This window comes from Naasia sp. SYSU D00057, from assembly GCF_017916505.1.
Taxonomy (GTDB): Bacteria; Actinomycetota; Actinomycetes; order Actinomycetales; family Microbacteriaceae; genus Naasia.
Genome location: NZ_JAFMSZ010000006.1, coordinates 104,650 through 117,245 on the forward strand (window position 1 = coordinate 104,650; position 12,596 = coordinate 117,245).

Sequence of the window (12,596 nt, forward strand, 5' to 3'; positions counted from 1 at the left end):
AGCGCGCCCGTTACGCCCCGTGGCCTAGCTTGTTGCCATGCTCGGGCACCGGCTGGGGATCGCGGTCGCGATCGCCGGCGCCCTCGCGCTCGCCGGATGTGCGGGGGAGCCGAGTACACCATCCATGACCTCGGCGGCGCCTACCTCTCCGCCCACTCGCATCTATGACAGCGAGGCCGAAGCTGCTCGCGCAGCTGAGGCTGCGTATTTGGCGTATCAGCGGGTGGCTGACGAGGTGGGGTGGGATGGCGGTCTTGAGGCCGAAAGGTACGAGACTGTGGCGACCGGCACCGCCCTCGAGGAGGGGCTCCGGAGCGGCCAGCAGTATCGGGAGAACAAGGCCCGGGCTGTGGGCGAAACCGTAGTCACACAAGTAACCCTGCAGAGCGTCGACCTTTCCGACCCCACCGGCGCGGTGACTGTCTATGCGTGTGTTGATGTTTCCGGTGTCGACGTAGTCGACGAATCGGGTCAGTCGCTGGTGAAGCCAGACAGGCCACCGCGTGTTCTGTTCGAGGTAGTTACCAGGCAGAGCGACGGCTGGCTGAAGGTGGCTGAGCGATCGATATGGGCGAGCGAATGCTGACTCGCGGAGCTCTTCCCGTCCTACTGGCGATCGTTGGACCGATGGCGGCTGGCTTTCAGCACGGCTGCGGCGATTTCGAAGTGAATCTCGGCTCCTGTCCGAATTCGTCAGCGGGGGTAAGCGATAACTCCGTCGATGTGTCCGCGGAGGTGTCCCGACCCGGCGGCGGCGCCGCGCCTGGCACCCCTCCCGCTCCCGGCGGCACCGGCGCCTCCGCTCCGTGGGTGTACGAGAACGCTCTGTCGTGCGGCTCCGACGACCCGATCGCGTCGAACTTTGTGGCGTGCCGCGACGACCTGACCTTCACCTTCACGGGAACCGACATCCCGTTGCAGGCGATCACGATCGCGGACATCGCGAGCTTCCGGCCGGAGCCGCCCGAGCTGGCGGCCGAGCCGGACGGCTGGGCGGTCGTCGGCATGCCGGCGAACTTCGTCGCCGACGCCCGGCAGCAGGTGGTGCCCGGGGTGCTGCTCGGTCAGCCGGCGGAGGTCCGCTTCACTCCGGTCGGCTACACGTGGGACTACGGCGACGGGACCAGCAGCACGACAGCCCATCCCGGAGCCACGTGGGACGCCCTCGGGGTCGAGGAGTTCACGCCCACGGCGACGAGTCACGCGTACACGCAGCGGGGACGCGTGACGGCCGTCCTCACGGTCACCTTCGCCGCGGAGTACCGCTTCGTCGGCCCGGCGTGGATCCCCGTCCAGGGCACGCTCGACGTCGCCACCTCGCCGATGCCCGTGGCCGTCGTCACCGCCGAGACGATGCTCGTCGCGGGCACCTGCACCGGAGGCTCAGGTCCCGGTTGCTAGCTTCCTCATAGGGAACCCTGAAGGTCGCCATAGCGGCGGCTAGTGGTTCGCCCAGTGAGGGGCGTCATGCTGGACGCACCGAGAGGAGCTTTCAGATGACTGACAACCCGCAGACCCCCCAGGGTCAGCCGGGCGACCCCGCCGCCGGCCAGCGCACGGGAGCAACCGACAGCGCGCCCACCGAGCGCCTTCCCGAGACGGCGGCGTCTCCCGAGACTCCCACCACCTCTCCCACCGGTTCCGGCAGCCCCGCTGAGCAGCAGCCGCCGCAGGCTCCGGGCATCGCCCCTTCCGCCGCCGCGCCCGCCGCGCCCGCCGCCGGCCACTCCGCGCCCCCGCCGGCTGCCGACCCGGGCGCCGCCTTCGGCCCCGCCCCCTCCGCGCAGCACCCGGCGTCCGAGCAGCCGACCGCCCAGTATGCGCAGCACCCCGCCGACGAGCACGCCGCTCAGCCCGCCGAATCGAAGCCGGCGAAGCGCCGCATCGCCCTGCCCCTGATCGGCGCGCTCGCCGTGGGCGCGCTCATCGGCGGCGGCTCGGGCGCCGGCATCTACGCGCTCGCCAGCGGCGGCAACGACGGCACGCAGACCGTCAGCACGTCCACCGCGCCGAACGTCGTCGTGAACCGCTCCGAGGACGCCACCACGGTCACGGCCGTCGCCGCGAAGGCGTCGCCGTCCGTCGTCACGATCGCCGTCAGCGGCAACGAGTCCGCCGGCATCGTGCTGAGCGAGGACGGCTACGTCCTCACCAACACGCACGTGGTCACGCTCGACGGCGCCACCGGCAGCGCCCAGGTCGAGGTGACGATGAGCGACGGTCGCATCTTCAACGCGACCATCGTGGGCACCGACCCGGTCGTCGACCTGGCCGTCATCAAGCTCGAGGGCGCGAGCGACCTCACTCCGATCGACTTCGCCGACTCCGACGACCTCAACGTCGGCGACTCGGCCATCGCGATCGGCGCCCCGCTCGGGCTCAGCGGCACCGTGACGGACGGCATCATCAGCGCGCTCAACCGCAGCATCACGGTCGCCTCTTCCGCCGTGCCCGAGTCGCAGGGCGAGGACACGGACCAGGGTGACAGCGGCGACGGATCGCAGAGCCCGTTCGACTTCTGGAACTTCGACATCCCGGGTGACAACGGCAGCAGCGCGACCCCGTCGAGCTCGATCTCGCTCCCCGTGATCCAGACCGATGCGTCCATCAACCCCGGCAACTCGGGTGGCGCGCTGCTCAACGCGCAGGGCGAGCTCATCGGCGTGAACGTCGCGATCGCGAGCGCCGGCTCCACCTCCGGCGGCCAGAGCGGAAGCATCGGCGTCGGCTTCGCGATCCCCTCCAACCTGGCGCAGCGCGTCGCCGACGAGATCATCGAGAACGGCGAGGCCAGCCACGGGCTCCTCGGCGCCACGGTCGCCGACGCGGGCTCGCAGGACCCGGACGCCCAGCTCGCCGGCGCCTACATCAGCGACGTCGTCCCGGGTGGCGCGGCCGAGCAGGCGGGACTGCGGAGCGGCGACATCATCACCGAGTTCAACGGCAAGGCGGTCACCTCGCAGACCGACCTCACCGCCCAGGTCCGGTACCTGGCCGGCGGGTCCACTGCGGAGCTGACCTACGTCCGGAACGGCGACAGCAACCAGGTCAGCGTCACGCTGGGCACGCTCGACCTCTGATCGCTCGGCGCACGCGAAACGTCCTCGCCGCGGGTGGAACGACACCCGCGGCGAGGACGTTTCCGGCGCCGGGAGGCGGAGGGCCGTCGCGCCGCCGGGCGGGCGAGGGGGCCGCTGATACACTCCGATCGATGGCAGAGCAGCACCCGGGCACCTCGCCGGAGGCGAATCCGCCGCTCGGACCGCTGCCGGCCGTCTCGTACGTGATGCCCGTGCTCAACGAGGCCGCGCACATCGAGGCCGCCGTCGCGAGCCTCATCGACCAGGACTACGCGGGCGAGTTCGACGTCATGCTCGCGCTCGGCCCGAGCACCGACGGCACCGACGAGGTCGTGGCGCGGATGCAGCGCGCCGACCCGAGGGTCCGCACGGCCGTCAACGAGCTCGGCACGACGCCCGAGGGCCTCAACATCGCAATCCGCGCCACTGAGAATCCGGTGGTCGTGCGGGTCGACGCCCACTCCGTCCTGCCGCGCGACTACACGCGCATCGCGGTGGACACCCTGATCCGCACCGGCGCCGCCAACGTCGGGGGAGTGATGGCAGCCGAAGGCGTCACGCCCTTCGAGAAGGCCGTCGCGCTCGCCTACGGCTCCCGGGTCGGCCTGGGCGGGACGCCGCATCACGTCGGCGGCACCGAGGGACCCGCGGACACCGTCTACCTCGGCGTCTTCCGCCGCGACCGGCTGGAGGCGGCCGGGCTGTTCGACGAGGGCATCCGGCGAGGCCAGGACTGGGAGCTGAACCGCCGGCTCCGCGAGGCCGGGGACACCGTCTGGTTCAACCCGGCGCTCCGAGTCGCGTACCGGCCCCGCTCGAGCTACAGCCGTCTCGCCCGCCAGTTCCTCAGCACCGGCCTGTGGCGCGGCGAGCTCGCCCGGCGCCACCCGTCGGCGAACGGCATCCGCTACTTCGTCCCTCCATCGATGGTGCTCGCCGTGACCGTCGGCCTCATCCTCGGCATCGTCGGGCTGATCCAGCTCGCCACCGGGCAGGGGCCGCAGTGGCCGCTGCTCGGCTTCCTCGTCCCGGCGTTCTACGTGCTCTTCGTGGTGGTGGCGACACTCGCCGTCGCCGCCCGGGAGGGGCTCCGCACCTCACTCTGGTTCCTTCTCGTGCTGCCGTGCATCCACTTCTGCTGGGGCATCGGATTCTTCTTCGGCGTCGCGAAGCTCACCCGCAATATCCAGGCCTACTCGGGGAGATGACGATGTCGACCGCCTCCGCCGCCCCTCACGCCGGCCGGCCCTCCTCGATCGCCGAGCTCAAGCGCGTCGCGCAGCCGCCCGAGGTGCGCCAGCGCCGCAACGCGGAGCACTGGACCGCGTCCCTCTACCTGCGCTCGCTCTCGCCGTACCTGACGTGGCTGCTGCTGCGCACCTCCATCTCGGCGAACGGCGTGACGGGGCTCATGATCCTCGTCGGCTGGTCGACGGCCGCTGCGCTGCTCGTGCCCGGCATCGCCGGAGCCGCGCTCGCGGTCGTGCTCGGCCAGCTGCAGATGCTCGTCGACTGCTGCGACGGCGAGGTCGCCCGCTGGCGCGGCACGTCGTCGCCGGCCGGAGTGTTCCTCGACAAGGTCGGCCACTACACGACCGAGGCGCTCATCCCGATCGCCCTCGGCATCCGCGCCGCCGGCTACCCGTTCGAGGCGCCCGAGGACTTCCTCTGGACGACGCTCGGACTGCTGCTCGCGCTCGTCATCGTGCTCAACAAGGCGCTCAACGACATGGTCCACGTCGCCCGCGCCAACGCCGGGCTCGAGAAGCTGGCGGACCACCGCGACGAGGCGGTTCCGACGCAGAACCTCGTCGCCCGGCTCCGGCGGCTCGCCCGGTTCGTGCCCTTCCACCGCCTGTACCACTCGGTCGAGCTGACGCTCATCGCGTTCGCCGTCGCGGTGCTGGGCCTGATCCTCTCCGCCGCCGGCGTCGAGGACGGCTCCCTGCTGGCCGACCGCTGGCTCGTCGGCCTCCTCGTGCCGCTCTCGCTGCTCGCGCTGGCCGGACACTTCGTGGCGATCCTCGCCTCGAAGCGCGTCCGCGGCTGAGCGGACGACGGGCATGGCGGGCACCGCTCCCACCGTCGGCGCGGTCGTCCTCACGCAGGGCACCCGGCCCGAGGAGCTGAGCCTCGGCCTCCGGAGCCTCCTCGCGCAGACGGGCGTCACCGTCGACGTGGTCGTCGTCGGCAACGGGTGGGACCCCTCGACGCTGCCGGGCGGGCTCCCGGCCGACGTGCGGGCGCACGCCCTGCCGGAGAACGTCGGCATCCCGGCGGGCCGGAACGCGGGCGTGCCGCTGGTGGCGGGGGAGTACCTGTTCTTCCTCGACGACGACGCCTCCCTCGCGTCCCCGACCTTCCTGCGCGACGCCGTCCGGCTGATCGAGGCGGACCCGACGATCGGGCTCGTGCAGCCGCGCGTCGAGGACCCGACCGGCGTCGCGTCGCCGCGGCGCTGGATCCCCCGCATCCGCAAGGGCGATCCCGCGCACTCGAGTCCCGTCTTCTCGTGCTGGGAGGGCGCGGTGCTGCTGCCCCGCGCAGTGTTCGACGCGACCGGCGGCTGGGCGGACCCGTTCTTCTATGCGCATGAGGGCATAGAGCTCGCCTGGCGCGTATGGGACGCGGGCAAGCGCGCCTGGTACGCGGGGGACCTCGTGGCGCACCACCCGGTCATCCAGCAGACCCGGCACTCCTACTACTGGCGGCTCAACGCGCGGAACCGGGTCTGGCTGGCCCGGCGGAACCTCCCGCTGCCGCTCGTCCCGCTCTACGTGCTCGCGTGGACCGGGGTGCACGCGCTCCGCTTCGCCCGGCGTCCCGCCGGCCTCCGGCCCTGGCTCGCCGGCTGGCGTGAGGGCTGGACCGCCGCACCCGGCCTCCGCCGCCCCCTGCGCTGGCGGACGGTTCTGCGCATGACGCTGGCCGGACGGCCGCCCGTCATCTGACCCGGCCCGGATACCCTGGGCGGGTGGGACTGCTCAACGACATCCGGCTGGCCGCACGTCTCGCGCAGCGGCTCGTGCGCAGCCGGCTCTCCCAGCGGCAGCTCTCCCGGAAGCTGGCCGCATCCGCGCCGCTGCCGGAGGGGCACTACGAGATCGGCGTGTACTTCGCCGACGGCGCCGTGAACCTCTACCAGGTGCGCCAGTGGTACAAGCCGCTGCTGGAGCTGAGCGCCCGCTGGCCGGTCGTGATCCTCAGCCGCTACGCGTCCGGCGCGCTCGCGCTCCTCGACGAGTCGCCGCTGCCGGTCGCCTACGTCCGGCGGGTCACCGACCTCGAGCAGGTCGTCGACGAGCAGCCGCTCAAGCTCGTGCTCTACGTGAATCAGAACGCGCGGAACTTCCAGATGATGCGGTACGGCCGCCGCTGGCACGTGTTCATCAATCACGGCGAGAGCGACAAGATGTACATGACCACGAATCAGTTCAAGGCGTACGACTACAGCCTCATCGCCGGCAAGGCCGCCCGCGAGCGCCTGGGCCGAGTGCTGTGGGACTACGACTTCGACAAGCGGGCGATCGAGATCGGACGCCCCCAGGCCGATCACTTCTCCGGCGACCTGCCGTACGTGCCGGACGAACGCACCGTCGTGCTCTACGCGCCCACCTGGGAGGGCGACCGGGGCGCCGCCGCCTACGGATCGGTGCTCACCCACGGCGTCGCCCTCGTCCGCGCCCTCCTCGCCACAGGTCGACACCGGGTGATCTACCGACCGCACCCGCGCAGCGGCGTGGTCGACAGCGCCTACGGCGCCGCGAACCGCGAGATCGTCGACATGATCACGCGCGCCAACGCAGCCGACCCGAAGGCGCATCACGTGCACGACACGGGCGCGGACATCGGCTGGCAGATCGCCGCCGCCGACCTGATGATCGCGGACATCTCCGCCATGGTCTACGACCGCCTCGCGACCGGCAGACCGCTGCTCGTCACCCGTCCGGTCGACCCGAACGCGCAGATCGATGCGGGCGGGTACCTGAGCGACGCGGAGTGGCTGGAAGCCGCGGACGCCGCCGGCATCGTGCGGCGGGTGGACGACCTCGAGCACGACGAGGCCGCATCCGCCCGGCTGGCGGCGTGGGTGGAGCACTACTTCGGCGACACGACGCCGGGTGCCACGACGGCGCGCTTCCACGCCGCCATCGAGCACCTGCTCGCCGAGTGGGAGCGGCACGCCGCCCTGCATGCGGCCGACGCCCCCGTGCGCGCCGAGCACGACCCGGACGACGCCGCCGAGGACTGAGCCGGACTGTGCCGGGCGACCGCTAGCTAGTCGCCGGGTGCCGGCGGGATCGCGGGCGCCTCGGTGGGCGCCGAGGTGTCCGGGACGTCCTTCTTCCGCCCGAAGGGGAGGCGCGGAGTCCGGCGCTCGCGCGGCGTCGGCTCCTCCTCGATCCCGCGGGGCTCCAGGTCGATGGGGAGCACGAGGGGCGCGGGCGGGAACGCCTCGCGGGCGCTCTTGATGACCTGGCGGCCGAGCATGTGGTTGCCGGTGCCGCCGATGACGGCTCCGATGCCGAACGGGATCAGGCGGCCGATCATGCCGGTGCCCTGGCGCAGCACGAACCGCCGGAAGAAGCGGCGCTTGATGCTGTTCGTGAGCTGGTTCACGACGTTCTTCGGCAGATTCCGCGTGATGAGCTCGCCCCAGTAGGCATTGCGTCCCGCACCGCCGGCGGCGAACTGCTTGACGAGGTCCTGCCCGGCGGCGCCCATGATCAGGGTCATCACCAGGGTGCGCGCGCGCTCCGGCTCGACGACTGCGATGCCGTGGATCTCGGCGACCGACTGGGCGAACAGCGCGCTCGCCTCGAGGAAGCCGACCGTCTCCGCGCCGGTCAGCGCGATCGAGGTGACGGTGCCGACCGCGGGCACCGCGGCGCTCGCGCCGACGGCCGCACCGCCGGTGGTGACCGCGGCGAGGTAGTTCTTCTCGATGATGCTGATGAGCTGCTCGGGTGACGCGTTCGGATACCGGCGCCGCAGGCGCCGGATGTTCGCGACCACGAGGGGGCGCTGCACGCTCATCACGCGGTCGAACGTCTTCACGAACGCCGGGCTCAGCTCGCCCTCGTCCGTCGTCGTGTCGGAAAGCTTCTTGTCCGCCATGCTCCGCAGTCTACGGAAGCGGCCCGGACACCCTCCTGGGGGTGGACAGGCCCCGCCGGAGACGGCAGAGGCGCCGGAGGGGTCAGTGCCCGGTGTCCGCCGCGTAGCGTGCGAGAACCTCGTCAATGGGCCCGTCGAGCACCAGCTCGCCCCGGTCCAGGTAGAGCCCGCGGGTGCAGAAGCGGCGCAGGTCGCGCTCGCTGTGCGAGACGAAGAACAGGGTCCGCCCGCCGTCGAGCAGCTCCTGGATGCGGGCGTAGCACTTCTCCCGGAACCCGCGGTCGCCGACCGCGAGCACCTCGTCGACGAGGAGGATCGGCTCCTCGAGGCGCGAGATGACCGAGAAGGCGAGCCGCACCTTCATGCCGCTCGAGAGGTGCTTGTAGGGGGTGTCGAGGAAGGCGCCGATCTCGGCGAACTCGATGATCTCGCCGAAGCGCTCGTCCACCTCGCGCCGGGACATCCCGTGCAGGCCGGCCGTCAGGTAGACGTTGTCGCGGACGCTGAGGTCGTCGACGAAGCCCCCCGTGATCTCGATGAGCGGGGCCACGCCCGCTCGCACCGAGACGCTGCCCTCGTCCGCGAGCACGACCTCGGCCACGAGCTTGAGCAGGGTCGACTTGCCCTGTCCGTTGCGGCCCACGACGCCGATCGCCTCGCCGGGCTGCACGGTGAACGACACGTTGCGCAGTGCCCAGAACTCGTCGGGGCGGAGCCGGCGGCGGCGGCCCGCGAAGAGGTCCTTGAAGCTGCGGCGCCCGCGGCGGTTGCGGCGGAACCGGATGCCGGCGTCGCGCACCTCGATGACCGGACCCGTGACCCCGGCCGCGGTCCCCGCGGTGGTGCGAACCTCGCTCGTCACGTCAGATCTCCTTGAGCACGGCGCGCTCGGTGCGCGCGAAGACCGCGAGCCCGACCGCGAGCAGCAGGACGGAAACGGCGGCACTGATCCCCACGAGGAGCCAATCGAGCTCCGCCTCGAAGAAGCTGGCCCGGTAGAGGCTGAACAGCCCGCTCAGCGGATTGAACGCGGCCCAGAAGTGCAGCCCCTCGGGGAGGTCCCGCGCGCTGTAAATGATCGGCGAGGCATAGAAGAGGAAGCGCAGCGTCAGCTTCACCGCGCGCTCCAGGTCGCGGAAGAACACGACGAGCGGCGCCACGATCAGACCGACGCCCGCGGTGAGCACCGCCTGCAGCACGAGCGCCAGGGGCAGCAGCGCCACCCATCCGGTGAGCGTCGCACCGCCGAAGATCGCGAACGCCGCGATGACCGGAATGCTGAACAGGAATTCGATGCCCTTCGACAGGACGAGCCGGTTCACCCAGATGGTGCGCGGGATCTTGGTGGAGCGCACCAGCTTCGCCTCGCGCAGGAATGCACGGGTCGAGTCGCTGACCGCGCCGTTGAACCACATCCAGGGCAGCAGCGCGGACAGGAGGAACACGATGTACGGCTCCTCGCCGACATCGCGCTGGAAGACCTGGGTGAAGACGAACCAGTAGATGCCGGCCATGACCAGCGGGTCGAGGATCGACCACAGGTAGCCGAGCGCGGAGGTCGAGTAGCGGACCCGCAGATCGCGGCTCGTCAGCAGCCACAGGATCTGGCGGTAGCGGCGGCTGCCCGTCGCGCGTTCGCGCAGGGGTGCCTGGAGTGCCGCCGATGTCACGCCGAAACTCTACCCATCGCCTCTGCGGCCCGGCCGTGCCCCGCCGCTGCGCGCCCCTGGAAGAGCCGTGCCGGAACGGAGAAGCCCCTCCGAGCCTGCGGCTGGAGGGGCTTCCCGTGTAGATGGTGTGGATCAGACGAAGTGGTTCGCCCGCTCGAGGTCCTCGGCGAAGTCGACCTCGACCGCGTAGAGGTCGGAGATGTCGAGCGGCTCGACGAGCATCCGGTCCTGCTCGATCGCGAGCTCGATGCCGCGCTCGAAGTAGTCCTGCGCGCCCACCCGGTTCAGCTGGGCGATGAGCGCGGCCTTGTCCCGGCTCGACACGTAGTTGATGCCGACCGCCTCGCCGAGCGCGTTCTTCACCGTCTTCGAGAGCTCCTTGATGTAGCCCTCGGCGGTGGTCGTGTACTTGACCTCCTCGTCGGACACCTTCGCGGTGTTGACGGTGACGAACGACTGGTCGCGGTCAATGAGGTCGCGGCAGCGGACCAGCACGCGCGGGTCGAAGACGACGTCGCCGTTCATCCAGAGGACGCCGCCGGGAGCCGACGCGCGAAGGGCGCGGAGCAGGCTCTTCGAGGTGTTCGTCTGGTCGTACTGCTCGTTGTAGACGTAGTTGGCCTCGGGGAACGCCTCGATGATGTGCTCGAGCTTGTAGCCGACGACGGTGGTGACGGAGGCGTCACGACCGAACGCGAAGCGGATGTTGTCGAACTGCTGCCCCATGATGGTGCGGCCGTCGCTGAGCTCGGTGAGGGGCTTCGGCAGCGAGCGTCCGAGGCGCGAGCCCATGCCGGCTGCGAGAATGACGATCTGGGTGGTCACGGAGTTCTCCAAAGATTCACGGTGGCAACGTTGTACCCGACACCCTTGTTGGTCGTCACCATGCTATCGGGGCGCCTTCCGACTGGGGTATGCTTCCGGCTCTTTCCGTGTCCCGATCGTTAGCAAAGGACATCCTTCTTCAGGCGGCTCCCAGGCTCGCCCGAGGCGGGGCTCAGCCCGGAAATGAGCCTCAGACGAGGCGGTCCACCTTGCTAGCGTTGAACAAGTGAGCGACGTGCCCGAGAAGCTTCCCGACCTCGACGTGTCGGGCGACTCCGCACCGGTCGACTCCGCGGTCCCCGCCGCCGTTCCCGCTCCCGCCGGGAAACGCCGATCGAGCACTCCGCGGGCCGTCAAGACGACCCCTGCCGGCGCGGAGGCGGCCACGCCCGCGACCGCGGAGAGCGCCGCGGCGAAGACCGGCACCAAGAAGGCGGCGACGGCGAAGACCGCCGCCGCGAAGACGGCGGCCGCGAAGACGCCCGCCTCGAAGACGGCGACGGCGAAGACGCCGGCCGCGAAGACGCCGGCCGCGAAGCCCGCGACGACGGCTCGCACGCGCACGAGGACCTCCACGGCGAAGGCCGTCCCTGCCGCCGACGCCGCCGCCGTCGACGCTGCGAGCGGAACGGCCGAGCTCGAGCAGGCGGCGCCGGTCAAGAAGCCCGCCGCCCGCACTACCCGGACCACCCGCACGAAGATGCCTCGCCTGGTCGCGGCGGCCGAGTCCATTGAGACGACGACCCCCGCGCCTGCGAGCGGCGCCACCAAGGCGGCGCGAGCGGCCGGCTCATCGACGACGGCCCGCGCCAAGACGACGAGGACGACGAAGGCCGCGGCGGCGGTCCCGGCATCGGAGGCCGAGGTCGAGGCGGCGGCGCCCGCCGCTGCCGCTCCGCCTGCTGCCGAGTCCGCTCCCGCTCCCGTGGACGCTCCGGCGTCGGCCGCCGCTTCCGTTGCGGAGGCGCCCGCTCCCGCACCGGAGGTGCCCGCCGCTCCCGCTCCTGAGGCGGAGGCGCCGGCCCGCACGGTGAGCGGCAACCCGCTGACCCCGCCGATCGAGGTGCAGGCCGCACCGGCCGCCCCGAAGCCGCGCGTCGCGAAGGCCTCGGCCCGCCCCGCCGCTCCGCAGCGCGAGCTCGGCGAGGTCGTGCTGTCGATCGAGGGGCTCAGCAAGCACTTCGGTCAGACGGTGGCCGTCGACGACCTCGACCTCCAGGTCCGCCAGGGCTCCTTTTACGGCATCGTCGGCCCGAACGGCGCCGGCAAGACCACGACGCTGTCGATGATCACGGGCCTCCTGCGCCCGAGCGCGGGACGCGTCACCGTGCACGGCATCGACGTGTGGGGCGACCCGGTGCGCGCGAAGCGCACGATCGGCGTGCTGCCCGATGCGCTCCGCCTGTTCGACCGGCTGACCGGCGCGCAGCTCCTCTACTACTCCGGCACCCTGCGCGGACTCGACCACGAGACGGTGCGGCAGCGGTCGCAGGACCTCGTCACCGCCTTCGGCATCGAAGACGCGGTCGACCGCCTCGTCACCGACTACTCGGCCGGCATGACGAAGAAGATCGCCCTCGCCTGCGCCATGATCCACTCCCCGCGCCTGCTGGTGCTCGACGAGCCGTTCGAGTCCGTCGACCCCGTGTCGGCGGCGAACCTCAACGAGATCCTGCAGAAGTACGTCGCGGCAGGCGGCACCGTCGTGCTGTCGAGCCACGGCATGGACTTCATCCAGCGGGTCTGCGACCACGTCGCGATCATCGTCGCGGGCCGCGTGCTCTCGGCGGGCACGATGGACGAGGTGCGCGGCGAGAAAACGCTCGAGGAGCGCTTCGTCGAGCTCGCCGGCGGCCGCAAGGCGGCCGAGGGCATGGAGTGGCTCCACAGCTTCACCGACTGA

General features: G+C 71.3%; 12 protein-coding genes. 8 read left to right on the forward strand and 4 right to left on the reverse strand.

Translation table 11 applies throughout. The annotated features are described in order from the left end of the window. The first annotated feature begins 37 nt into the window (after positions 1-37). The 7 genes from J3P36_RS15585 (at position 38) to J3P36_RS15615 (ending at position 7,332) form a co-directional block, all read left to right on the forward strand. Positions 38-586: a hypothetical protein gene (locus J3P36_RS15585; RefSeq protein ID WP_210509169.1), complete on the forward strand. Its 549-nt coding sequence runs from the start codon at positions 38-40 to the stop codon at positions 584-586. Between the two features lie 224 nt (positions 587-810). Next, positions 811-1,401: a hypothetical protein gene (locus J3P36_RS15590; RefSeq protein ID WP_210509170.1), complete on the forward strand. Its 591-nt coding sequence runs from the start codon at positions 811-813 to the stop codon at positions 1,399-1,401. A 95-nt stretch (positions 1,402-1,496) separates the two neighbouring features. Next, the gene (locus J3P36_RS15595) at positions 1,497-3,080 is read left to right on the forward strand and encodes a trypsin-like peptidase domain-containing protein (protein ID WP_210509171.1); all 1,584 of its coding nucleotides are present in this window, start codon (positions 1,497-1,499) and stop codon (positions 3,078-3,080) included. 131 nt (positions 3,081-3,211) lie between these two features. Beyond that, a complete protein-coding gene (locus tag J3P36_RS15600; protein WP_246854876.1) occupies positions 3,212-4,288 on the forward strand; it encodes a glycosyltransferase family 2 protein in 1,077 nt (358 codons plus the stop codon). Between the two features lie 2 nt (positions 4,289-4,290). Next, positions 4,291-5,130, forward strand: a complete 840-nt coding sequence (locus J3P36_RS15605; protein WP_210509249.1) for a CDP-alcohol phosphatidyltransferase family protein — start codon at positions 4,291-4,293, stop codon at positions 5,128-5,130. A gap of 13 nt (positions 5,131-5,143) precedes the next feature. Further along, complete coding sequence (locus J3P36_RS15610; protein WP_210509172.1) at positions 5,144-6,031, forward strand: glycosyltransferase family 2 protein; 888 nt, start codon at positions 5,144-5,146, stop codon at positions 6,029-6,031. 23 nt (positions 6,032-6,054) lie between these two features. After that, positions 6,055-7,332 (forward strand): CDP-glycerol glycerophosphotransferase family protein, encoded by a 1,278-nt coding sequence (locus J3P36_RS15615; protein WP_210509173.1) that lies wholly within the window; start codon positions 6,055-6,057, stop codon positions 7,330-7,332. A gap of 26 nt (positions 7,333-7,358) precedes the next feature. On the opposite strand, the gene J3P36_RS15620 is transcribed toward J3P36_RS15615, so the two are convergent. The 4 genes from J3P36_RS15620 to J3P36_RS15635 form a co-directional block, all read right to left on the reverse strand. Continuing rightward, positions 7,359-8,198: a hypothetical protein gene (locus tag J3P36_RS15620; RefSeq protein WP_210509174.1), complete on the reverse strand. Its 840-nt coding sequence runs from the start codon at positions 8,196-8,198 to the stop codon at positions 7,359-7,361. An 82-nt stretch (positions 8,199-8,280) separates the two neighbouring features. Next, positions 8,281-9,060 (reverse strand): ABC transporter ATP-binding protein, encoded by a 780-nt coding sequence (locus tag J3P36_RS15625; protein ID WP_374100731.1) that lies wholly within the window; start codon positions 9,058-9,060, stop codon positions 8,281-8,283. 1 nt (position 9,061) lies between these two features. Continuing rightward, positions 9,062-9,868 (reverse strand): ABC transporter permease, encoded by an 807-nt coding sequence (locus tag J3P36_RS15630; RefSeq protein ID WP_210509175.1) that lies wholly within the window; start codon positions 9,866-9,868, stop codon positions 9,062-9,064. A gap of 132 nt (positions 9,869-10,000) precedes the next feature. Continuing rightward, complete coding sequence (locus J3P36_RS15635) at positions 10,001-10,693, reverse strand: NTP transferase domain-containing protein (RefSeq protein WP_210509176.1); 693 nt, start codon at positions 10,691-10,693, stop codon at positions 10,001-10,003. A 925-nt stretch (positions 10,694-11,618) separates the two neighbouring features. On the opposite strand from J3P36_RS15635, the gene J3P36_RS15640 reads away from it, so the two are divergent. Further along, positions 11,619-12,596 (forward strand): ABC transporter ATP-binding protein, encoded by a 978-nt coding sequence (locus J3P36_RS15640; protein ID WP_307807138.1) that lies wholly within the window; start codon positions 11,619-11,621, stop codon positions 12,594-12,596.

What these genes read in the sequence shown, in the direction of transcription:
- J3P36_RS15585 (WP_210509169.1), top strand. Translation starts at nt 38, where the DNA reads ATGCTCGGGCACCGGCTGGGGATCGCGGTCGCGATCGCCGGCGCCCTC.
- J3P36_RS15595 (WP_210509171.1), top strand. Translation starts at nt 1,497, where the DNA reads ATGACTGACAACCCGCAGACCCCCCAGGGTCAGCCGGGCGACCCCGCC.
- J3P36_RS15600 (WP_246854876.1), top strand. Translation starts at nt 3,212, where the DNA reads ATGGCAGAGCAGCACCCGGGCACCTCGCCGGAGGCGAATCCGCCGCTC.
- J3P36_RS15605 (WP_210509249.1), top strand. Translation starts at nt 4,291, where the DNA reads ATGTCGACCGCCTCCGCCGCCCCTCACGCCGGCCGGCCCTCCTCGATC.
- J3P36_RS15610 (WP_210509172.1), top strand. Translation starts at nt 5,144, where the DNA reads ATGGCGGGCACCGCTCCCACCGTCGGCGCGGTCGTCCTCACGCAGGGC.
- J3P36_RS15620 (WP_210509174.1), bottom strand. Translation starts at nt 8,198, where the DNA reads ATGGCGGACAAGAAGCTTTCCGACACGACGACGGACGAGGGCGAGCTG.